General features: G+C 44.6%; 18 protein-coding genes. 17 read left to right on the top strand and 1 reads right to left on the bottom strand.

The window, feature by feature from the left end; genetic code table 11:
* Positions 1-246 precede the first annotated feature (246 nt).
* From typA to AOU00_RS04035, 3 genes are all read left to right on the top strand, one after another.
* Positions 247-2,088, top strand: coding sequence for a translational GTPase TypA (typA, locus tag AOU00_RS04045; RefSeq protein ID WP_061828529.1), 1,842 nt, complete (start codon positions 247-249; stop codon positions 2,086-2,088).
* Between the two features lie 125 nt (positions 2,089-2,213).
* The gene (locus tag AOU00_RS04040) at positions 2,214-3,275 is read left to right on the top strand and encodes an LCP family protein (protein ID WP_061828528.1); all 1,062 of its coding nucleotides are present in this window, start codon (positions 2,214-2,216) and stop codon (positions 3,273-3,275) included.
* Between the two features lie 302 nt (positions 3,276-3,577).
* Entirely contained in the window at positions 3,578-4,909 is a 1,332-nt protein-coding gene (locus AOU00_RS04035) for a PhoH family protein (RefSeq protein ID WP_023989462.1), read from the top strand.
* A 99-nt stretch (positions 4,910-5,008) separates the two neighbouring features.
* Here the strand turns inward: AOU00_RS04035 and AOU00_RS04030 are convergent, their stop codons facing one another.
* The gene (locus AOU00_RS04030; RefSeq protein WP_061828527.1) at positions 5,009-6,094 is read right to left on the bottom strand and encodes a coiled-coil domain-containing protein; all 1,086 of its coding nucleotides are present in this window, start codon (positions 6,092-6,094) and stop codon (positions 5,009-5,011) included.
* A 296-nt stretch (positions 6,095-6,390) separates the two neighbouring features.
* On the opposite strand from AOU00_RS04030, the gene AOU00_RS04025 reads away from it, so the two are divergent.
* From AOU00_RS04025 to AOU00_RS03960, 14 genes are all read left to right on the top strand, one after another.
* Positions 6,391-7,041 carry an RsfA family transcriptional regulator gene (locus AOU00_RS04025; RefSeq protein WP_061828526.1) on the top strand — a complete coding sequence of 217 codons (651 nt, stop codon included), beginning with the start codon at positions 6,391-6,393 and terminating at the stop codon, positions 7,039-7,041.
* Between the two features lie 126 nt (positions 7,042-7,167).
* Positions 7,168-8,127, top strand: a complete 960-nt coding sequence (locus AOU00_RS04020; protein WP_061828525.1) for a ketopantoate reductase family protein — start codon at positions 7,168-7,170, stop codon at positions 8,125-8,127.
* A gap of 4 nt (positions 8,128-8,131) precedes the next feature.
* Positions 8,132-8,521 carry a DUF3397 domain-containing protein gene (locus AOU00_RS04015; protein ID WP_061828524.1) on the top strand — a complete coding sequence of 130 codons (390 nt, stop codon included), beginning with the start codon at positions 8,132-8,134 and terminating at the stop codon, positions 8,519-8,521.
* Between the two features lie 153 nt (positions 8,522-8,674).
* Entirely contained in the window at positions 8,675-10,375 is a 1,701-nt protein-coding gene (locus tag AOU00_RS04010; RefSeq protein ID WP_061828523.1) for a peptide ABC transporter substrate-binding protein, read from the top strand.
* Between the two features lie 197 nt (positions 10,376-10,572).
* Positions 10,573-11,505 carry an ABC transporter permease gene (locus tag AOU00_RS04005; RefSeq protein WP_023989458.1) on the top strand — a complete coding sequence of 311 codons (933 nt, stop codon included), beginning with the start codon at positions 10,573-10,575 and terminating at the stop codon, positions 11,503-11,505.
* A 4-nt stretch (positions 11,506-11,509) separates the two neighbouring features.
* On the top strand, positions 11,510-12,460 hold the full coding sequence (locus tag AOU00_RS04000) for an ABC transporter permease (protein WP_013311103.1): 951 nt from the start codon (positions 11,510-11,512) through the stop codon (positions 12,458-12,460).
* An 11-nt stretch (positions 12,461-12,471) separates the two neighbouring features.
* Positions 12,472-13,410: an ABC transporter ATP-binding protein gene (locus tag AOU00_RS03995; protein ID WP_061828522.1), complete on the top strand. Its 939-nt coding sequence runs from the start codon at positions 12,472-12,474 to the stop codon at positions 13,408-13,410.
* Positions 13,411-13,532: 122 nt separating this feature from the next.
* Positions 13,533-15,164 carry a bacillithiol biosynthesis cysteine-adding enzyme BshC gene (bshC, locus tag AOU00_RS03990; RefSeq protein ID WP_061828521.1) on the top strand — a complete coding sequence of 544 codons (1,632 nt, stop codon included), beginning with the start codon at positions 13,533-13,535 and terminating at the stop codon, positions 15,162-15,164.
* Between the two features lie 63 nt (positions 15,165-15,227).
* Positions 15,228-16,493, top strand: coding sequence for an adenosylhomocysteinase (locus tag AOU00_RS03985; RefSeq protein WP_013311100.1), 1,266 nt, complete (start codon positions 15,228-15,230; stop codon positions 16,491-16,493).
* A 330-nt stretch (positions 16,494-16,823) separates the two neighbouring features.
* The gene (mraZ, locus tag AOU00_RS03980) at positions 16,824-17,261 is read left to right on the top strand and encodes a division/cell wall cluster transcriptional repressor MraZ (RefSeq protein WP_013311099.1); all 438 of its coding nucleotides are present in this window, start codon (positions 16,824-16,826) and stop codon (positions 17,259-17,261) included.
* Positions 17,262-17,278: 17 nt separating this feature from the next.
* Positions 17,279-18,229 (top strand): 16S rRNA (cytosine(1402)-N(4))-methyltransferase RsmH, encoded by a 951-nt coding sequence (rsmH, locus tag AOU00_RS03975; RefSeq protein ID WP_061828520.1) that lies wholly within the window; start codon positions 17,279-17,281, stop codon positions 18,227-18,229.
* 24 nt (positions 18,230-18,253) lie between these two features.
* Positions 18,254-18,634, top strand: a complete 381-nt coding sequence (locus AOU00_RS03970; RefSeq protein WP_025721604.1) for a hypothetical protein — start codon at positions 18,254-18,256, stop codon at positions 18,632-18,634.
* Between the two features lie 60 nt (positions 18,635-18,694).
* Entirely contained in the window at positions 18,695-21,049 is a 2,355-nt protein-coding gene (locus tag AOU00_RS03965; protein ID WP_069289991.1) for a penicillin-binding transpeptidase domain-containing protein, read from the top strand.
* 81 nt (positions 21,050-21,130) lie between these two features.
* Positions 21,131-23,047 (top strand): stage V sporulation protein D, encoded by a 1,917-nt coding sequence (locus AOU00_RS03960; RefSeq protein WP_069289990.1) that lies wholly within the window; start codon positions 21,131-21,133, stop codon positions 23,045-23,047.
* Positions 23,048-23,092 lie beyond the last annotated feature (45 nt).

Below are 23,092 nucleotides of genomic sequence, written 5' to 3'. Positions count from 1 at the left end.
ATAATGTCTTGCTTTATGACATATTTCAACTATAATATAATGGATATGATAAGAGCGTCGGAATGATTTCTGACGCTTATTTTAAGGTTTTCACGCGAATCGGAGAGAGAAGCTGTCTGTACAAAGCCTGAAACATATAGAAGGCTGGCAGGGAGTGGGCCTAAAGAACGATTGTTAGCCTTGAATCAGCACTGCTTCAGGATAGAGACACTATTTTGATATACGGAAAGGATATGGATACAAACCATGCATGCTAGAGAAAACATTCGCAATATTGCGATTATTGCCCACGTCGACCACGGAAAAACGACGCTTGTCGACAAGCTGCTTCAACAGTCCGGAACATTTAGAGAACACGAGGCTGTTCAGGAGCGCGCCATGGACTCCAACGATCTGGAGCGTGAACGCGGTATTACGATTTTGGCTAAAAATACAGCTATCACTTACAAAGACTATCTGATTAACATTGTAGATACACCGGGACACGCCGACTTTGGTGGCGAAGTGGAACGGATTATGAAAATGGTTGACGGTGTTTTGCTCGTCGTTGATGCTTACGAAGGTTGCATGCCGCAAACGAAATTCGTACTGCGTAAAGCGCTGGAGCAAAATCTGACGCCAATCGTTGTAGTAAACAAAATTGACCGTCCGGCAGCTCGTCCGGCAGAAGTTATTGACGAAGTACTGGATCTGTTTATCGAGTTGGGTGCGAATGACGAGCAATTGGAATTCCCTGTTGTGTACGCTTCGGCGCTGAACGGAACATCCAGCATGGATGCTGAAAAGCAAGACGATAACATGCAAGCATTGTACGAAACAGTTGTAGAGCACATTCCGGCTCCAACTGAGAAAGTAGATGAGCCTCTTCAATTCCTCGTAACACTGATGGACTATAACGAATACCTTGGCCGAATTGCAGTAGGTCGTGTAAACCGCGGTATCATCAAGCAGGGGCAAGCAGTCACAGTTATGCAGCGTGATGGTAGTAGTAAATCAGCGCGTATTGAGAAGCTGTTTGGCTTCCAAGGTCTGAAACGTATTGAAACTGACCAAGCGGGCGCTGGTGACATTGTGGCGATTGCGGGAATTAAAGATATCAACATCGGTGAAACCATTGCTGATCCAAATCATCCTGAAGCATTGCCTGTACTGAAGATTGATGAACCAACACTGCAAATGACCTTCCTGGTTAACAACAGCCCATTCGCAGGTCGCGATGGTAAGTGGGTAACATCCCGTAAATTGCGTGAGCGTCTTCTGAAAGAACTCGAAACGGATGTCAGCTTACGTGTTGATGAAACTGATAGCCCGGACGCCTTTATTGTATCCGGACGTGGTGAGTTGCATCTGGGTATCCTGATTGAAAACATGCGTCGTGAAGGTTACGAACTGCAAGTGTCCAAACCGGAAGTTATCGTCAAGGAAATTGACGGTAAGAAAATGGAGCCAATCGAACGTCTCCTTATTGATATTCCGGAAGAAAGCATGGGCGCGGTTATGGAAAGTTTGGGCTCCCGTAAAGCCGAAATGGTTAACATGATTAATAACGGCACCGGACAGGTTCGCTTGGAATTCTTGATCCCTGCACGTGGTCTGATCGGCTACACTACAAACTTCCTGACTTTGACTCGTGGTTATGGCGTAATGAACCATGCGTTTGACAGCTATGGACCATTTGTTGGCGGTCAAGTAGGTGGACGTCATCAGGGTGTACTCGTGTCAACGGAAAACGGCAGCTCTACATTTTATGGTATGCTGGGCGTGGAAGATCGCGGTATTTTGTTCCTGGAGCCAGGTACTGAAATCTATGAGGGTATGATCGTTGGGGAGCACACACGTGATAACGACATTGTCGTTAACATTTGTAAAGAAAAACAATTGACAAACGTTCGTTCAGCAACAAAAGACGATACAGTTAAACTGAAAACACCTGTTATTTTCTCTTTGGAGCAGGCGCTCGAATATCTGAATGATGATGAGTATTGCGAAATTACACCTAACGCTATCCGTTTGCGTAAAAAGATCTTGAACAAAGGTGAACGCGAGCGTGCGGAGAAACAACGTAAAACAGCACAAGCAAATATGTAATTGATTGGATTGGTCTTTGGCCACAGCGGCGACGCCCGGGAACGGGATGCGCCGCTGTGTGTGTTTTAGGATTGTAAACTTGGAGAAAGCTATATTTCTCAAAACGCAGGAAAAGGTGTTGAAGCATGAGTAATCTTTCGAACGGATTGCCTCCCCGGACACAAAGCGGGAAAAAGTCCGCCAAACCGAAAAAAACGAAAAAGAAAAAAAGCTTTTTCAGATCGTTTATGAAGTTTGTCTTGTTTCTGCTTATTATAGGTATTTTGGCAGCAGGTGGTTATACCTACTATATTTACAATCAGGTAGAGGAAGTTTTGGATACGGGGATCAACAAGGAAGTACCCAAAACACAATTGGCAGAAGCTAAGCCTTTGACTATCTTATTGCTAGGAACCGATTACCGCCCTGATCATCCGACTTATTTGTCCGACGTTATTATGGTAGCTACATTGAACCCCAATACTAAATCGTCTACCATCGTGTCCTTACCGCGCGATACGCGTCTAGAAATGGATGGATATAAACCTCGCAAGTTGAATGAGTATTATCCGGTGTTTAAGGCTAGAGAGAAAGAATCTGGCGAAGTTGCTGAAGAACAAATGAAGAAGATGATTGGCAAATATTTAAACATTGATATTGATTATGTGACGGTTATTAACTTCCAGGGCTTTAGAGATGTAGTAGATAATTTGGGTGGCGTAGATGTGACGGTTGATAAAAACATGTGTTATCGTGACCGTGCAGATGGTACCGATATTAACCTGACAGTTGGAGCCAAGCATTTGAACGGTGATCAGGCTCTTGATTTTGTTCGCTACCGCAAATCGAATTGCCGTCCGAGAACAGCTGAATCTGACGATTTTGATCGTAATCGTCGACAAAATCAGGTGCTTCATTCCCTAATTGACCAAATGCAATCCTTTAACGCTTTGACCAAGTTTAGTACAATTATTAAATCGGTTGATAAGAATATGATGACAGATATCGAGTCACAGCAAATGAAAAATATCGTACAAACCTATTGGAATATTTCCAAGCAAAATGTGAAATACAATCCGGTAGCAGGAACGTGGCGTAGCCCGTATGTGTACATTGATGAGCAACAGCTCGATTTGGCCAAGCAAGCGCTACAAGAGGAATTAGCTAAAAAAGCAAGCGACAATACCGCAGCTTCTTCCAATTCCTGAGTATGTATCTTTCTTCCCACTTATGTTATACTCGCAGCGAGTAAAGCTCTTATATAACATAAGGGGGTTGAGGTATGTCTAAAGTTATAGTGAACCAAGTCTAGGTCCAGTGAGCAATCACTGGGCCTTTTGTGTCTAATTTCAAAAATGGACAGGCTCAGAGGCTATCTTCACTTACAACTTTTCGTTGTTTTATGCTGCTTTGGGGTTCTTTTTTCAGGGAATCAGCAAGTATTAGGTACCCGGTGAATAGGTATAGGTATGAAACACGAGATTGTCCACGCCGCTTTGGAGGGGATTTAATGAAGAAAATTTTTGTGCTGGATACGAATGTGCTGCTGCATGATCCGAAAGCCATATTTACCTTCAAAGAACATGAAGTTGTTATTCCAGCTGTAGTTCTGGAAGAAATCGACTCCAAAAAACGCAACGCGGATGAGATTGGACGGAATGCCCGCAATGTATCGCGATTGTTGGACGGGTTGAGAGAAGTGGGTCATCTGCATAGTGGCGTTCCACTTCCCCAAGGTGGAAGGCTTAAGGTTGAGTTAAACCACCGAAGTTTTTTAAAAGTTCAGGAGATGTTCGGGGAGGTTTCGAACGATAACCGGATTTTGGCGGTTGCCTTGAATTATCATCTGGAAGAGCAAGAGCAGCCTGAACCACGTTCGGTCGTTTTGGTCAGTAAAGATGTGCTGGTCAGGATCAAGGCAGATGTATTGGGACTGCTGACCGAAGACTACCTATCCGATAGAACAGGCGATCTAAGTGAGCTATATCCCGGATACTCGGCAATACAGGTGCACCCGTCCATCATAGATGAATTTTACTCTAACCGTTTTTTACCAATCAAGCCACTGGAACTACCTTATACGCTGTATCCACATGAATTTGTCATTCTGAAAGATGAAATGGGAACTGGAAAATCAGCTTTGCTGAAAGTAAATCAGGAGGCAGAGCGATTAGAGCCGCTGTACTTAAGTAACGAATCGGTATGGGGAATCAGCGCGCGTAATGCTCAACAGCGGATGGCATTGGAGCTTTTGCTTAATGACGATATCCCTCTCGTGACCATTACAGGAAAAGCGGGTACGGGCAAAACGCTGCTGGCGCTGGCGGCAGGCTTGCTTAAGGTAGAGGATGAACATCGCTTCAAGAAACTGCTGATTGCTCGGCCTGTTGTTCCTATGGGTAAGGATATTGGTTATTTACCGGGAGAAAAGGATGAAAAACTTCGCCCGTGGATGCAACCAATCTACGACAATCTAGAGTATCTGTTTGATGCCAAAAAATCAGGTGATATCGACAAAATTTTGATGGGCTTGGGCAGTATTCAGGTGGAGGCACTTACTTATATTCGCGGGCGTTCGATACCTGGGCAATTTATTATAGTCGATGAGGCGCAAAACTTATCCCGACATGAGATCAAAACGATTGTGTCCCGGGTGGGTGAGGGAAGCAAGATTATTTTGATGGGAGACCCGGAGCAGATTGATCACCCATATCTGGATGCAGCCAGCAACGGTTTAACCTATGTAGTGGAGCGGTTTAAGCAAGAAGGGATTAGCGGGCATATTATGTTGGAAAAAGGAGAACGCTCCAAGCTTGCGCAGTTGGCAGCCGATCTGCTATAAAATCCCTATCGTTATGACAATAATAAAGACCTCGGGAGTATCCCGGGGTCTCTTGTTTTGTACACGTAAAAATTCAGAACAATGAAAGTGAGCAAAAGCTTATTTAAAGTTTAATTCGAGCTTAACTTTAAGCATTCCTGCTAAAGTGCGTACTTCTGTGGCTTTGACATAGGAAATAAGCTGCTGTGGGTAGAAACCTAGATCAAAATCTTTTTCCAGCTTGTTGCGGGTCGTATCAGGTAGTTCCAGACCATTAAATACCAATCGATCTACATGAAATAAAATTGCATTTTTCGGTTCATTTTCTACCGTGTAGTGACCTTCTACTCTTAATTTCATCGTTCCCTGCTGACCTTCTACCATAATTCGATCCTGTGCAAATGTAAAGTTGAAGTGATTAAACAATTCATTTTCTGACTTTAAAAAACGGTTAAAGTCCTCTTCGCGAATGCTTATCGTAATCACTTTTCCATTTGTAACCATAGCACCTTGTTGTTGTTGAATGAATTGCGGTAAATCCTGCATAGCTTGAGCTAATGCTTTAAAGTGCTTATTTACCTCGTAGACACCTACATTCTCCCAATAAGCTGTCATTTCGCCAATAAGCTTGCGTAGGGTATCCGGGTCATTACTGGCGTTAACGCCGTCATTTACACGCGACTGAAGCAGGATAATGCGTTTGCGTTGTGCCAGTAAGTTTGTTTTGACTGTCTCTAATTCCATTGAGGCTTGGGTGACTTGTTGTTCTGTTTTTCGCATAGATTGATAATTGGATTCGTATTCTTGAAGCACATCCTGATCGTGACTAATTAATAATAAGTAGTAATCGTACAGAGAGAGAAGTTGCCTTATACTTTTCGCCCCTAGCACTACACTCAACAGCTTGTCCCTTTCTCCCATATAATACGATCGCAGCACAGAACCTGCACGCTTCCGTTGTACGGTCATTTGCTCTTGCTGAACGGTGAGATTACTTCGCAATTCCCGCTGACGCTGCAAAAGAGTCTGCTGCTCTTGACTGATTCGCTCAATTTCATGGTCTATCTCTACAATCGACAGGCTATCTTGTAAAATCTGATTTTCTTCATGAGAGGGAGCGGCCAGAGTAGGACGTACATATATGAAAGTTAGCATCATGATAGTGGTCAGCAGGGTGCTGATTGTGATTTTTATTCGTTTGTTCATTTGGTTTCCCCTTTTATGTATTTCCGAAAAAACTAATGGTAATGTATATGATCCTTTCTGTTTCTTTAACCATTCATTTTATTGTACAGCAGTCTGAGCATGCTTGAAACCCGAAACTGTTTACGTTCACGTATGAGTTCTTGCAGAAATGGAAATACAATTTAGTATCAAATAGATTCTATGAACTCTACGAGAGGCATAGGAATGAATAAACAGCTTTTATACCCTATTCAAATACCGGCAAGATCGGTTCATGAAGACGGTTATTTCAGGATGTTGTTAGGAGGGCTAGAGGCATGACTGCAATAAGACAAGATGCATGGAGTGTGGAAGATGACTTGATATTGGCGGAGGTGACATTGCGGCATATCCGTGAAGGCGGGACGCAGCTCGCTGCGTTTGAGGAGGTTGGTCAAAAAATCGGAAGAACCTCTGCAGCATGCGGCTTTCGTTGGAACAGCTGCGTGCGCAAACGTTATGATGAAGCGATTAGCATTGCCAAAGCACAGCGCCAGAAGCGCAGTTATATCCGTAAGCAGAACCCGGTAGGTGTATCACAGGTTGCGGCTTTTGCCTCACTTGATACAGTCGAAGGTGGGTACAGAACGGATGGTACGAGTGAGGATACGTTATCTATTGATGCAGTAATTCGCTTCTTGCGTCAATGGAAGGGATCCATCCAGGAAACGAATCGGCAGATTAAGATGCTGGAGAAAGATTTACGGGATAAGGAAGAAGAATTGAATCAACTTCGCTCCATTAATGACCGGCTGTCCAAAGAAGTGAATGAGGTGCAAACCGACTATCGTGTTGTGAATGATGATTATAAAGCTCTGATTCAGATTATGGACCGGGCTCGGCGCTTGGCTTTAATCACTGATGATGAGGAAGAGCTTAAATCCAGATTCAAAATGGACGCCAATGGGAATCTGGAGCGCATTGAGTAACAAGATTACTTCTGCAATATTGAAATAAAACGTCAACTAGCGCTTTGCTGTAGTTGGCGTTTTTTGTATTTCTCTAGAGTGCATATGATATAGTAGAAAAAAAGATGGAAGCGAGACGATACAAAGGTGATTGATATTATTGGAGCGGGTTCGCTGGGATTGTTGTTTGCCGGGAGGTTGTCTGCCTCAGGTACAAAAGTAAGGCTGTGGACGCGTACACTTGAGCAGGCACGCATCATTGCTCGTGAAGGGATTACTGTGTTTGATAAGGAGGGACAGACGGCAGTACATGTGTCCGGGAATAAATTGAAGGTAGCGCCATTGGCAGATTGGCAACGGTTAAATTCACAGGCTCCGGCACGATGGATAATGCTTATGACCAAACAGGGGGCGATTGAGGAAGTGTTAAAACAGATCCAGCCTGCAGCTCAAATGGATAGAGATACAGGAATTGTTTGCTTGCAGAATGGAATCGGCCATATAGAACGCATTAGAAAGGCTTGGCCTAAAGCTGTAATATACCCTGCTGTGACGACTGAAGGAGCCAAGAGGCAGGGAGTAGCATCTATTATACATGCAGGATCGGGTGTTACTGAAATAGGATGTTCGGAGGAAGAGGAGGAGCCGAAGAACAATAATTTTAATCAATGTGTGCTAAATCGGCTGGTTGCAGCAGGATTTGACGCTTGCTTGTCGAAAGAAATCGAGAACGGTATGTATCGCAAGTTGTTGATCAATGCTGTGATCAATCCGCTGACGGCGTTATGGCGAGTTCGTAATGGCGAGCTGCTTTCGGACCCTATTCGAATACATATGATGCGCAGGCTGTACGATGAAGGCATTCAAGTGTATGAAGCTCATGGTATCCACTGGGAAAACGCATGGTGGGAGCAAATTATGAATGTATGCCGGGCAACGGCAGAGAATCACTCGTCCATGCTAGCTGATGTACTTGCACAGTCCATGACGGAAGTTGCTTCGATTAACGGACAACTGGTGCAGATGGCAGATCGGGCTGGAGTTACTGCACCAACTCATGAGTTATTGTGGCAATTAATTGAAGGCATGCGGCTAAAAGAGGGGTGATCAGTTGAGTCTTATACAAGGTACTATTATCACTTTCAGTATTCTTCCCTTTTTTCCGTTTTTGATCGTGTTTGCGGTTTGTCGCTACATTCTTAAAATGGAAAAAAAGAAATCGTTACTTACTTCTATGGATATTACCACGTTTTTTCTGATATTTTCCGTCGCAGCACTCTTTAACGTCATTTTTACATCTCGATTCGGTTTTTATTTGATTCTACTGCTCCTATTACTGGCTTTGGGTTTAATTGGAGGAGCTCAAAATCGAATAAAAGGGAAGGTTGATGGTAAAAGATTATGTAGAGCGGTCTGGAGATTAACTTTTATGGCGATGACATTGGCGTATATTTTGTTGACTGTAGTTGGTATATTTAAGAATATATTCAACTCCATGTGATATAAGGTGACATGAAAAGGTAAAAAAATATGAATTAATCATGTTTTTTTGAAAAAAAAGCTCAATTTGAAGAAATGTAATGTAGATTTTTTTGACCGCTGGTTGTATAATCTATAAACATATACCACTTTAGAACTAGGGGGAAAACGCTAGATGAAAAGGAAAAGCTTTTTAGTCCTTTTGACACTCATTCTTGCAGTTGGCGCACTGCTCGCAGGTTGCGGCGGCAAGAACGATACCAATGGTAAGGGCGCACAAGAAAACACCTCGACTACGCCGGCTGCGGCCGACAAGCAAATTTTGCGCATTAACCTTGCATCCGAGCCGCCAACGTTCGATCCGGCACAAGCTCAGGATAGTCAAACTAACACGGTTCTGAAAACTTTGTATGAAGGTCTCGTACGTATGGGTCCTGACGGCAAAGAAATCCCTGGCGTAGCTGAATCTTGGAAAATTTCCGATGACGGCAAAACCTATACGTTCAAGCTTCGTGATACTGCAAAATGGAGTAATGGCGACCCAGTCAAAGCAAGCGACTTCGTATTTGCTTGGCAACGGGTATTGGATCCTTCCACGGCTCCTGCACCTCCATATGCTTACCAATTGTACTATATCAAAAATGCTGAGGGTTACAACCTGAGCACTTCGAAATCTTTTAAAGGCACTAAAGTTACAGACTTTAAAGATGTAGGTGTTAAAGCTGTTGACGATCATACATTGCAAGTAGAGTTGGAGCACCCAACTCCTTACTTCTTGGGATTGACTTCTTTCTACACTTTCTATCCTGTAAATCCTTCTGTTAAAGGTAATGATAAGTGGGCTGTTAAGAAAGATAGCATGATCACTAACGGACCTTTCACATTAACGACTTGGGACAGCGGTCAAAAGATCGAAGTAACCAAGAGTGAAAACTATTGGGGTAAAGATGATATCAAGCTGAACAAAATTACGATGTCCCTTGTAAATAGCGGTGCAACAGAGCTGGCTTCTTATAGAAGTGGACAACTCGATTACGCAGGTATGCCAAACGGTGAAATTCCTACCGACCAAATTCCGGCTGTGAAAAAAGAACTGCCTAACGAATTTAAGGCAAAAGGGATTGCAAGTACGTACTACTATCTGTTTAATGTAACTGAAAAACCATTTAACAATGTTAAAATCCGTAAAGCGTTTGCAATGGCTATTCAACGCCAACCAATCGTTGAAAGAGTAACATTGGGCGGTCAAATTCCTGCATACGGCTTTGTACCTCCAGGTATCAAAGGAGTATCTCAAGAATTCCGCACTGAGAATAAAGATGATTACTTCAAAGAAGACTTCACTGAAGCGAAAAAATTGCTTCAAGAAGGTATGAAGGAAGAAGGCGTAACTACACTTCCTCCGGTAACATTGCTGTATAACTCCAGTGAGAGTCACCAAAAGATTGCTTTGGCAGTTGCTGATATGTGGAAGAAAAACCTTGGCGTTGACATCAAAACCCAAAACCAAGAGTGGGGCGTATTTATCCAAACACGTAACAAGCTGAATTTCCAAATCGCTCGTGGTGGATGGTCTGCTGACTATAATGATCCAATGACATTCCTGGATATGTGGACAACAGGCAATGGCAACAACAATGCAGGTTATGCTAACCCGGCATATGATGCTTTAATTGAAGCAGCTAAGAAAGAAACTGATCCAGCAAAACGCATGGAAGATTTTGCGAAAGCGGAGAAAATTCTGGTTCAAGATGATATGGTAATGCTTCCGATCTACTACTACTCAAATGTTTCTTTAACAAAACCGAATGTAAAAGACATTGGGCTTGACTTTAGTGGAGCAGTTGATTTCACAAGAGCGTATATTACACAGTAACTAAAGCTCGATTCTGAAGTTTCATAGTTACTTCGGGATATATATGTGGATAGAACCATATATATCCCGTTTTTTTTGTGTGTCATGGTCTTTTCCATCATCATGTAACCATGCAAATAAGTAGATTGGACAGTCCAATTCTATTTCGATAAAATCGAATGGTGTCGAAAAAAATTTATGGGGGGTGTAAACGGGCAATGACGCGTTATTTGATCAGTAAATTTTTCTACATGCTGCTATCTTTGTTCATTCTGATCTCTGCGACGTTTTTTCTCATGAAAGCAATTCCGGGTAACCCCTTCATGAGTGAAAAAGCGACTTCTCCTGAGATTCAAGCCCGGTTAATGGAGCAATATGGGCTGGATAAGCCTGTATATGTCCAATATTTTAAATACTTAGGTGATATTGCTTCAGGTGATTTTGGTATTTCTATGAAAAAGCTGAATCAAAGTGTAACTGACATTATCGGACAAACGTTTACGGTTTCCCTTAAACTTGGTTTTGTTGCCATAATCGTGTCGATAATTGTCGGTCTCTTGCTAGGTATGCTAGCAGCTTTGTATCATCGTAGGCTAATAGATAACGTTGCAATGGTATTAGCTATCATGGGGATTGCGGTTCCCAGCTTCGTTCTGGCATCGTTGATTCAATTTTTCTTCGCTCAACAGTTAGGTTGGTTTAATGTTATGGGCTTTGACGGTCCGATGGACTACGTTCTGCCTGTTGCAGCTCTATCTGCTTCCCCTATTGCGTTTATCGCTCGACTAACGCGTTCTAGTATGCTGGAAGTGCTTCATGCAGATTACATTAAGACTGCCAAGGCTAAAGGCTTGAAATCCATTACTATTATGTTCAAACACGTTGTTCGTAATGCTATTCTGCCGGTTGTTACCTATGTGGGACCAATGACGGCCAATATTATTACGGGTTCAGTTGTTATTGAACGTATCTTCGGGATTGGCGGTATTGGTAAGGTATTCGTAGATAGTATTACAACCCGCGATTATACCATGATTATGGGAGTTACTATTTTTTACGGTATTTTGCTGATGGTGGCGCGTTTTATTACAGATATTGCATATGGATTTATTGATCCGCGGATTAAGCTTACTGGCGGGAAGGAGGGATAACTTTATGTCTGTTAAAGATAATGCTGTGAACTTGGATAAGCTTCAGGTGAAACCGGAAGATTTCCAGAAGGTCGGGGCGGATGAAAAGCAGTCTGAAGTTATTCAGCGCGAAAGCTTATCCGCTTGGCGAGATGCTTGGGAGCGACTTCGTAAAAACAAACTGGCTATGACAAGCTTGAGTGTTTTGGTTCTCATTGTGCTTGCTTCAATCGTTGGTCCGATGCTGTCCCCATACGATGACCGCACGAATGATTTGTTGAGCACCAATCTTCCTCCTTCGGCGGAACATTGGTTCGGAACAGATGATCTGGGGCGTGATATGTTTGTACGTACTTGGATGGGCGCTCGGATTTCCTTGATTATTGGTTTGGCTGCTGCAATGATTGACTTGATGATTGGAGTTATTTATGGTGGAATTATGGGTTACTTTGGTGGCCGCGTTGATGAAATCATGAATAAATTTTCTGAAATCTTGTACTCCATTCCTTACTTGCTTGTTACGATCCTGTTGCTGGTTGTACTGGAGCCAAGTATCACTACAATTATTATTGCGCTCTGTGTAACAGGGTGGATTAACATGTCGTGGATTGTACGTGGTGAGATGTTACAACTTAAAAACCGAGAATTCGTACTCGCTTCCCGTTCAATGGGTGCAGGTGCTGGTCGTTTGCTGTTCCGTCACTTGTTGCCTAATGCGGTAGGACCGATCATTGTCACACTGACTTTGACAGTTCCAAGTGCTATTTTCTCTGAGGCATTCCTGAGTTTCCTTGGATTAGGGGTACAGGCTCCTCAGGCGTCGCTGGGTTCAATGATTGAATCAGCTCTGACTGGGTGGATGTATTACCCGTGGCGGATGCTTTTCCCAGCAGGTTTGATCAGTTTGATTATGCTTGCGTTCAACCTTTTTGGCGACGGCTTGCGTGATGCGCTTGATCCGAAGTTGAAGAAATAGGAGGTGAGATCATGGTGAGTAGCAACAATTTAATTGAGGTTGAAGGTCTTAAAAAGTATTTTAATGTTGGCAAAAACCGTGTGCTCAAAGCGGTGGACAACCTGAATTTCTATATTCGCGAGGGTGAAACGCTGGGTATGGTTGGCGAATCCGGCTGTGGTAAGTCTACAGCGGGTCGTACGATTTTGCGTTTGTATGAACCTACAGCAGGTAGCGTTCGTTTTAACGGTACGGATATTTACAAATTATCACCAAGTAAAATGAAAGCAATGCGCCGTGATATGCAGATGATCTTTCAAGATCCGTATGCATCATTGAACCCGCGTTTTACCGTTTCTGATATTATTGGTGAGGCACTGGATATTCACAATATGGCGGGTAGCCGTGCAGAACGCAAGAAACGGATTGAAGAGTTACTTGATCTGGTTGGTTTGAACCCTGACCATGCAACACGCTATCCGCATGAGTTTTCTGGTGGTCAACGTCAACGGATCGGTATTGCACGTGCACTGGCTGTTAATCCTAAATTCATCATTTGTGATGAGCCGATTTCAGCTCTTGACGTATCTATTCAGGCTCAGGTTGTCAACCTGTTAAAAGAGCTTCAAGAACGTTTGGGTCTGACATACCTATTCATTGCGCATGATCTGTCGATGGTCAAGCACATCAGTGATCGGGTAGCTGTAATGTATATGGGTAGAATGGTTGAGCTTGCAGAAAGTGCTGAGTTATATGCAAATCCGATCCATCCTTATACGAAAATGCTTTTGTCGGCGATCCCACTTCCTGATCCAGAAGTAGAAGCCAACAAAAAACGGATTATTATGTCAGGCGACCAAGCAGGCCCGATTCATGATGCATCTGGCAGTAAGACAGGGGCTTATAACCTGGAAAATGCCACGCTCATCGAAGTGTCTAAAGGACATTTTGTAGCTGAGCCTTACGCCTGATCTTGTTTTATGCACCAACCGCCGAGTTATTCGGCGGTTTTTTTTGTAGGAAGCTTTGACGTGGACATAGGCTTTCGGTACAATCAAGCAGTAAGGTTTTGGTGGAGACAGGAGGCAGACCCATGAAAATAATTCCGGAAACGCTTCGCGGAGGGTCGGCTTTGGCAGAAGATTATATACAGGGTACAGGACGCGCAAGCGACTTGTATGAATATAATGTGCTGCACGCCGATGCTTATGCCCAACGGGCGAAGTGGCTGGATAAGACGGAGCATCTGCGATTAAACCGTAAGGATGTCGTAGTATGTCTTCGTATATACAATGAGAAATACAATTCGTATGAGGCGGTTCGTGCTTCATTGGACCGTCTGGAAAGTCCAGATGCCTTAGTAGTAGCTGGCGGGCAGCAAAGCGGACTGTTAACAGGTCCGATGCTGGTCATTTACAAAGCTGCTACCCTAATTAAGGCGGCGAGAGAAGCTGAGGAACGTCTTGGACGTCCGGTTATTCCCATCTTCTGGATTGCTGGCGAAGATCATGACTGGGACGAGGTCAATCATACATACGTAATGGCAAATGACCCACAAGCCGTCAAAATCAAGCTGAATAAGCAACCTGAACGCCGTTCTTCGGTTAGTGCCATTAAAGTTGACGCTTTTGAATGGAAGCAAGCGATAGCGGATATAGAGCAAAGCTTGCCAGATTCAGAACATAAGGCTGATATAATGCGCATGATTGAGAACGGGATAACGAATTCATATGGACTGAGTGAAGCCTTTGCCAAGTTGCTGGGCCTTTTGTTCGGCACCTATGGATTAGTACTCTTGGATTCAGCAGATCCTTCGCTACGCAAGCTGGAAGCATCCGTTTTTAAGCGGCTGGTTCAGCACAATGATGAGTTGGAGCAGGCTTATCGGACGGCTGCCACACGGATCGTAGATTATGGATATCATTTACAAGCCGATGTGCATGAAGGTGGCGCGAATCTCTTTTATATCCATGAAGATGAACGCCTGTTGCTTTTCAAAAAAGCTGGACTATTCACGGATCGACACGGTCTGGTGGCGTTTACTGTGGATGAACTGCTCGAAGAGATAGATAGACATCCCGAACGTTTTAGTAACAATGTGCTAACTCGTCCTCTAATGCAGGATTCACTGTTTCCGGTGCTGGCATCTGTGCTGGGTCTAGGAGAGATTGCTTACTGGGCGATTACACGGGATGCTTTCGGGGTGTTGGAGATGCAGATGCCGATACTGCTGCCACGAATGTCTTTTACGTTGGTAGAGCCAGGTGTAGAGAAGCATATGCTTAAGTATGAATTAAGTTTTGGTCAAGTTAGAGACGGACTTGAGGAACGGAAAAAGCAATGGATTGCCACTCAAGATCAGCTTGGAATGCAGGATCAGTTTTCCGGGGCTAAGGAAGCTTTTGTCCGCATGTACGAACCACTTGTGCAGCAGACAGGTTTGATTGAAAAAGGTTTGCTACAGCTCGGAGAAACCAACCGCGAGAAAATTCTGGCACAGATCGCCTATCTGGAGGCAAAAGTTCAGGAAGCGTTGCTTCGGCAAAATGAAACAGCACTTCGCCAGTGGGATCGTATTGAATGGTCGCTTTTTCCATTTGGACAGCCGCAGGAGCGGGCGTATACGATCTATCATTTTCTAAACCGTCATGGTCTCAGCTTGATTGATACGATTATGAATGTACCATTGGATCTGACAGGTACGCATCGTGTTATTTATGTATGATTGTTATTTTATATAGGATTTATCATGGTGCAAATTCAACCAATATGAAGGAGGAAACAAAGTATGACTTCCCATTCTCTACAAAATAGCATAGTTCACGATCTTAAATTGGCCCCTGAAGGTCATTTGAAAATTGATTGGGTAGAAGCCCATATGCCGGTATTGAACCGTATACGTCAACAATTCGAGCAAGAGCAGCCTTTTGCTGGTCTGAAGGTAACCATCTGTCTACATTTGGAGGCCAAAACGGCTTACCTGGCTAAAGTGGTACAAGCAGGTGGAGCGCAGGTAACTATTACGGGGAGTAATCCATTGTCTACACAAGATGATGTTTGTGCCGCATTAGTTGAAGATGGCGTTACGGTATTAGCTAAATACAATCCAGACCCAGAAGAATTCAAGAATTTGCAAATTAAGGCACTGGAAACAAAGCCGGATCTCATTATAGATGATGGTGGTGACTTGGTTACTCTGTTGCAATCCGAACGGCCTGATCTGATTTCTACGATCCGTGGGGGAGCAGAGGAGACAACTACTGGCATTATTCGTTTGAAGGCTTTGGAAAAAGAAGGGCAACTTCACTTTCCGATGGTGGCTGTTAATGATGCTTACTGCAAATATTTGTTTGATAACCGCTATGGTACAGGACAGTCAGCTTTCGACGGCATTATTCGTACGACTAATCTGGTTGTAGCAGGAAGTACAGTGGTTGTGGTAGGTTATGGCTGGTGTGGCAAAGGAGTTGCAATGCGTGCGAAAGGGCTGGGAGCCAACGTTGTTGTAACCGAAGTTGATCCGATCAAGGCAGTAGAAGCCCATATGGATGGTTTCCATGTCTTGCCGATGGTAGAGGCTGCCAAACTGGGCGACTTCTTTATTACAGTAACTGGAAACAAGGCTGTAATTACAGGAGAACACTTTGATGTGATGAAGGATGGAGCTGTGCTGTGTAACGCAGGGCATTTTGATGTGGAGGTTAGTAAGCCTGAGCTTGCTAAACGTTCCGAATCCATTCGTACGGTGCGTCGCAATATCGAGGAATATCGCTTTAAAGATGGACGTAAAATGTATTTGCTGGCAGAAGGACGCCTCGTGAATCTGGCTGCTGCTGATGGACATCCTGCGGAAATTATGGATACGACATTTGCGCTTCAGGCGCTTGGCTTGAAATATGTGAATGATCGTTACAATGAGCTAGGCAAAGCCGTTATTAATGTACCTTATGAAATTGATGAGCAGGTAGCTCGATTCAAGCTTGATAGTCTGGGAATCCAAATTGACACGTTAACTGAAGACCAAAAGATCTATTTGGACAGCTGGAACGCGTAATCGGATTTTCCATCACGATTTTCGCTGCAAAGTGTTGCGTTTTTAATGCAAGTATTTGTTTAGGTTGACATAATGGACAGAGAGTAAGCCCTTTATTCCGTGTTGTTTCGAAACCTGATGCATATTGTCGGGGGCCGGCTTCATGGGATAAGGGGCTTTTTTGCATCTTGTGACGCGGGGCTACAATAACAGACATAATGGTATGGATCCGGCTTCTATCACTTTTTGGTAATGAAAAAGAGGTCTTTGATTTTTTAAAGCGAATCTATTATGCTTAGGTGGTGGAAAGTGGGCCAAAGTGGGAGAATGGGGTAAGGGGTGACGAAACCAATGTTTATGGGGGAGTTCCAACATAGCATTGATGAGAAGGGTCGGCTTACTGTACCGGCCAAGTTTCGTGAACTTCTCGGTGCCTCGTTCGTGGTTACCCGCGGGTTGGACCAATGCCTCTTCGTGTATCCCATGGATGAGTGGGCTGTCATGGAGAAAAAACTTAAAGCACTGCCTCTGATGAAGGCCGATGCGCGGGCGTTTACCCGTTTTTTTTTCTCGGGGGCGACTGAATGCGAATTGGACAAACAGGGCAGGGTAAATTTACCGGGGAATTTGTGCGAATACGCCAAGCTCACTAAAGAGTGCGTCGTATTGGGAGTGTCCACCCGTGTAGAGATTTGGAGCAAGCACACTTGGGAGCAATATTTCAACCAATCAGAAGAAGCATTTAACGACATTGCTGAGAAATTGGTTGATTTCAACTTTGAATTGTAATTTAGGAGGTCAGCCGTTTGTTTCACCACATTACCGTACTCAAAGAAGAAGCAACACAGGCACTAAACATCAGGCAGGACGGGATTTATGTGGACTGCACGTTGGGAGGGGCAGGACACAGTTCCGTCATTGCATCACAGCTTGGCCCTGAGGGAAGGCTCATTGCCTTTGATCAGGACGACTGGGCATTGAACAATGCGCGAGAGAAGCTGTCAGCCTATGAAGGCAAGATTTCATTAGTGAAATCCAACTTCCGCCACTTGCAGGACAAGCTGACCGAATTGGGATTGCCCGAGAAAGACGGCGTCCCGCAGGTCCAGGGTATTTTGTTCGATCTGGGTGTGTCCTCGCCCCAGTTCGATGAGGGGGAACGGGGATTTAGCTACAATCATGATGCGCCGCTTGATATGCGGATGGATCAGAGTAGCTCGCTTACGGCTTACGAAATTGTGAATGAATGGTCGGAAGCAGAGATTGCGCGTATTTTGTTTCATTACGGAGAAGAGAAGTTTTCACGGCGGATCGCAAAGATCATGATTGAACGTCGATTGAACAAGCCTATTCACACAACAGGGGAACTTGTCGATATTATCAAAGAAGGAATTCCGGCTGCGGCACGCAGAACCGGGGGACATCCGGCTAAACGCAGTTTCCAGGCTTTGCGGATTGCTGTGAATGATGAGTTGGGTGCACTGGAAGATACTTTGCATCAGGCAGTAAGATGTCTGGCTCCAGGAGGCAGAATTTCGGTCATTACATTCCATTCTCTGGAGGATCGGATATGCAAGCATATTTTCAAGGAGTATTTGGCGAAAAGCATCTATCCATCTGATTTGCCTATTTTGGAGGACAAAATGGAAGGCGATCTGAAGCTGGTGAACCGTAAGCCGATTGTGGCGTCAGAGCAGGAACTGGAGCTTAATCCACGGTCCCGGTCAGCGAAGCTGAGAGTTGCCGAGAAATTGTAAATTTAATGGAGAAGGAGAGGCGACATGGCTTATACACGCGGTAATTTGGCTGTAAAAGAAAGAGCCCGTCAGGAACAGGTTCAGCAACAACGGTATCGTGAGACCACCAAAGTCGTTACACGCCGCAGAGAGCTGCCGATTCGAGAAAAGCTGCTGTATCTATTGACACTTGTAGCGTGCATTGTCATTGCTGGTATGTTGATTAGCAGGTACGCTCACATTTATCAAATCAATTATTCGATTAATACGGCAAGCAAGGACATTTCCAAATTACAGACCAATATCGCCCAACTGAAGATTCAAAAGGAGCGTCTGGAAAATCAGATCGTGCCGACTGCAAAGCAACAGGGATATATCGAACCAACAAGAGAGCCCATTCGTGTGGAAAAGCAGGCTGCCAAATAGTTAAGGGCATAGCATCAAGCTATGCTCTGACGTACATTTTTTTGCAGAGAGGTTTGAGCTATGGTCAAAAGAATAAAGCTTCGCACACTGCTAATAGGGGGATGTATTACCCTCTTTTTTCTTGTTCTGCTACTTAAAGTATTTTGGATTCAAGTTGTGAGCGGGGAATACTGGCATAACCTGGTAGTTAATCAAGTGGAAAGAGATCAGGTGATTCAGCCCAAGCGTGGAACCATTACGGACCGTAAAGGAAACGTATTGGCTACGGATGCACCGGCTTATACGGTAGTTGTCAATCCTAGCATCATTCAGGAGTATGATTTGGAGAATGAGGTTGTAGCTAAGCTGCACCAGTTACTCAAAACGCCTGAGGATGAGCTGAGAGGACATCTTTCCGCAAAGGATAAAAAGGGGAACTACTTAAAAAATCGCGAGATTCGTAATGGGGGCTGGAAGGTAGACCCTGAGATCAAGGCACAAGTGGATACGTTCAAAGAGTATTTGAAGGATAAGTATGAAGTAATTGGAGCTGTGGACACCGTTCAAGAATCCAAACGCTATTATCCGGAAAATAAGCTGGCTTCCCATGTTCTTGGCTATCAAAGAAAAGATGGCACAGCAGGTATGGGGTTGGAAGCTTATTATAATAAAGAGCTCTCGGGGACGGCTGGAAAGCTTCTGTATCAGCGGGATCGGAAGGGAGTTCCTCTTCAAGGATCGGAAAGTGTCTATGAGCCGGCACAAAATGGTAAAAATTTAAAGCTGACGATTGACGATACAATTCAGTATTATATAGAGGATGCCATGCAGGAAGCTATTGCAAAATACAACCCTAAAACGATGACTGTAGTAGCTGCTGATCCCCAGACGATGGATGTTCTTGGTATGGCAACTTATCCGAATTTTAATCCCAATACATATGGGAGTACACCCTTGGAATATTTCCGTAATAATGCTACTCAATCTATCTACGAGCCTGGCTCCACGTTTAAGATTGTAACCTTGGCAGCTGCGGTTCAAGAAAAGGTGTTCAATCCAAATGAATCTTACCAATCTGGTATGATTCGGGTCGGAGGCTGGGATATTCGTGATGTAAGCCGCAACTGGGGAACGTTAACCTATCTTCAGGGAGTCAAGCGCTCAAGTAACGTTGGTTTCGTCCATCTGGGTTTGGATAAGTTGGGTGGCGAGAGACTGAAGAAATATATTAATAACTTTGGATTCGGCGTGAAAACGGGCATTGATCTTCCAAGTGAGTCTACCGGAGCTATTACGTTCCATACCCAGTACAAATCCGAGGTCGCAACCGCTTCATATGGACACGGACGTGTTCAGGTGACGCCAATCCAGCAGGTAGCTGCCATCTCGGCAATTGCTAACGGGGGGAAGCTGATGCAGCCTCATCTGGTGAAGGAAATCATCAACCCAGATACAGGCGAAGTTCAGACGATTCAACCGAAGGAAGTACGCCAAGTGATTACTCGGGAATCGGCAGTCCAGACAAGCAGCTATCTAGAGCAGGTCGTATCTGACCAAGAAATTGGTACGGGACGCCTTGCTTATATTGACGGATATCGTGTAGCTGGTAAAACAGGTACGGCGACGAAGGTCGTAGGAAAAGTATATGACCATTCGAAGGATGTCGTGTCCTTTATAGGTTTTGCACCGGTAAATGATCCGAAAATAGCTGTTTTGGTTGTTATGGACGAACCTAACAAATCGGTAGGCGGCGGTACAGCAGCAGCACCTGTATTTAAAAAAATTGTATCCCAATCGTTGCAATATATGGGGGTTCCAAAAACGGGAACTAAAACGAATAAATCAGGTGCCGCTGTTGTAAAAACAGTGAATTTGCCAACGGTACCAACATTAACTGGTCAGGTGAAGAAGGATGCGCAAAATGCATTGCTCAAACAGGGAATTGCCTATGAAACGGTAGGCAAAGGCTCCAAAATTGTTCGCCAGTATCCTGAAGCAGGCGTCAAAATGAAACCCGGACAACGCATTTACTTGCTGACTGAGGATAGTGCCAACATGACTATTCCTGATTTTACAGGTGTTTCGTTGCGTGACACACTTCAAGTTCTGACCCTTATGAAGGTTGGTGTGCAGGTAAGCGGCGAAGGTTATGTTGTCTCTCAAAAGGCGCAAATGGTAAATGGAAAGCGGATCGTCAGCGTGACGCTTCAGCCGGCCAAAGAAACGGTGACCGGAGTGAAACCGGAGGAAGCACAGGACTCGACCAATGGAGTTGCAGCTAACCAGACCGGCAGCGCAACAAAAACGGAGGTCGATACTAAAACCGATTCCGGTACTACTGCTGATGCTGGAACAGACTCGGGAGATCCTAAGGGAGGAATATCTGCTGTTGCAGATGAGGAAAGTGCTGCTGCGATTAAAGGCGAGGATAACTGATAGCTTGTTCTAATGTCCGTTCTTTTGAATATTCATGAGGTAAGACATGTCATGAGTATTTGAGGAACGGAGGGAGCGCGTTTGAAAAAATCTAACGTGACCATGCGGCGGAGGCTGGTATGGGGGCTAATGGGATTATTTGTACTGTTTGCGGCCTTGTCGATCCGGCTCGCCTATGTTCAATTGGGTAAAGGAGGCGAGCTCTCGGCCAAGGCTGAGGATTCGTGGCGCCGCAATATTCCATTTGCCGCCAAGCGTGGCGAAATTTTAGATCGGCAGGGTACGGCGCTGACCTATAATGTCAGTTCGCCGACAGTCATGGCGATACCAGTACAAATTAAGAAGCCGGAAGAAACGGCACGCAGGCTGGCGCCCTTGCTGGATATGAGTGAGGATAAAGTGCTCAAGCTGATTACCAAACGAACAGCAAGCCAAAAACTTCAGCCCGGCGGACGAAAAATTACGATGGAGAAAGCGCAGCAAATTCGTGATTTGAAGCTGCCGGGTATCGTTGTTGCTGAAGACAACAAACGTTATTATCCTTATGGTGATCTAGCGGCTCATATTCTTGGGTTTACAGGAATTGATAATCAAGGGTTGACAGGCGTAGAGAAGCAGCAAAACAGTAAGCTTCGGGGAATCGACGGAAGCATTGCGTATTTATCGGATGCAGGTGGTCGTCTAATGCCTGGTTCTTCTGAAAAATACATTGAACCGAAGGATGGACTGAATTTACAATTAACCATTGATAAGTCTGTGCAGTCCATTATGGAACGGGAACTTGACCAAGCCATGGTCAAATTTCAGGCGAAGTCCGCATTGTCTATAGCTATGAACCCTAAGACGGGTGAAATATTAGGCATGGCTGGACGACCAAGCTATGAGCCAGCGCAATACAAGCAATATGCGCCTGAAATCTATAATCGAAATCTGCCTATCTGGATGACATATGAACCTGGGTCTACTTTCAAAATTATTACACTGGCGGCTGCCTTGGAAGAAAAGAAGGTCAATCTCAAAAATGACCGTTTTTTTGATCCGGGATATATTGAAGTCGGTGGAGCACGACTGCGTTGCTGGAAGAAAGGCGGACATGGAAGCCAAACTTTTCTTCAAGTGGTGGAGAATTCTTGCAACCCCGGTTTTGTAACATTGGGGCAGCGATTAGGTAAAGAAACACTGTTCAAATACATTCGCAATTTTGGCTTCGGCAGCAAAACGGGGATCGACATGATTGGTGAGGGCAACGGTATTTTGTTCAAACTACCTCAGGTCGGTCCTGTAGAGCTGGCGACAACCGCTTTTGGTCAAGGGGTGTCTGTTACTCCGATCCAGCAGGTTACGGCTGTATCAGCGGCAATCAATGGCGGTAATCTTTATAAGCCTCACATTACAAAAGGTTGGGTTCAGCCGGGAACCGGAAAAGTGCTGGAAAAAGTAGAGCCAGAACTGGTACGTAGGGTTATTTCAGAGGAAACCTCCCGACAGGTAAGGGAAGCGCTGGAAAGCGTCGTTGCTAAAGGTACAGGTCGTCCTGCTTTTATTGAAGGCTACCGGGTGGGAGGTAAAACGGGGACAGCACAAAAGGTGATTAACGGGCGTTATTCTTCCTCGGAGCATATTGTATCCTTTATTGGTTTTGCACCGGCGGATGATCCGCAAATCGTCGTTTATACCGCTGTCGATAACCCGAAGGGCATTCAATTCGGCGGGGTGGTTGCTGCGCCAATCGTGCAAAATATTTTAAAGGACGCGCTGATTGCCTTGAAAATACCGCCTCGCACCAATCAAATTGCCAAAGAGTACAAGTATGGAGAAAATCCGATCGAAACGGTACCTGATCTGGTAGGTGCTACTGCAGCTGATTTGTACGAAGATATGAATATGAACTTTATGCTCGTGAAATCTGGGTCAGGCAAGACGGTCGTGAGTCAGGCGCCGAAGCCGGGCTCCAGATTGGAGCGGGGATCAACGATCCGTATTTACATGGGGGATTGATAGGTTCATTTTATACCATACTATGAATAACGAGAGAGCAATGGA

The organism is Paenibacillus polymyxa (genome assembly GCF_001719045.1).
Taxonomy (GTDB): domain Bacteria; phylum Bacillota; class Bacilli; order Paenibacillales; family Paenibacillaceae; genus Paenibacillus; species Paenibacillus polymyxa_B.
The sequence above is the reverse complement of the archived record's forward strand: the minus strand, read 5'-3'. Positions and strand labels throughout refer to the sequence as shown.

Coding starts and splice junctions, on each gene's coding strand:
- AOU00_RS04035 (WP_023989462.1), top strand. CDS start 3,578: ATGAAGAAAATTTTTGTGCTGGATACGAATGTGCTGCTGCATGATCCG.
- AOU00_RS04030 (WP_061828527.1), bottom strand. CDS start 6,094: ATGAACAAACGAATAAAAATCACAATCAGCACCCTGCTGACCACTATC.
- AOU00_RS03970 (WP_025721604.1), top strand. CDS start 18,254: ATGGCTTATACACGCGGTAATTTGGCTGTAAAAGAAAGAGCCCGTCAG.
- AOU00_RS04000 (WP_013311103.1), top strand. CDS start 11,510: ATGTCTGTTAAAGATAATGCTGTGAACTTGGATAAGCTTCAGGTGAAA.
- bshC (WP_061828521.1), top strand. CDS start 13,533: ATGAAAATAATTCCGGAAACGCTTCGCGGAGGGTCGGCTTTGGCAGAA.
- mraZ (WP_013311099.1), top strand. CDS start 16,824: ATGTTTATGGGGGAGTTCCAACATAGCATTGATGAGAAGGGTCGGCTT.
- AOU00_RS04005 (WP_023989458.1), top strand. CDS start 10,573: ATGACGCGTTATTTGATCAGTAAATTTTTCTACATGCTGCTATCTTTG.
- AOU00_RS04040 (WP_061828528.1), top strand. CDS start 2,214: ATGAGTAATCTTTCGAACGGATTGCCTCCCCGGACACAAAGCGGGAAA.
- AOU00_RS04025 (WP_061828526.1), top strand. CDS start 6,391: ATGACTGCAATAAGACAAGATGCATGGAGTGTGGAAGATGACTTGATA.
- AOU00_RS03995 (WP_061828522.1), top strand. CDS start 12,472: ATGGTGAGTAGCAACAATTTAATTGAGGTTGAAGGTCTTAAAAAGTAT.
- AOU00_RS03965 (WP_069289991.1), top strand. CDS start 18,695: ATGGTCAAAAGAATAAAGCTTCGCACACTGCTAATAGGGGGATGTATT.
- AOU00_RS04010 (WP_061828523.1), top strand. CDS start 8,675: ATGAAAAGGAAAAGCTTTTTAGTCCTTTTGACACTCATTCTTGCAGTT.
- AOU00_RS03985 (WP_013311100.1), top strand. CDS start 15,228: ATGACTTCCCATTCTCTACAAAATAGCATAGTTCACGATCTTAAATTG.
- typA (WP_061828529.1), top strand. CDS start 247: ATGCATGCTAGAGAAAACATTCGCAATATTGCGATTATTGCCCACGTC.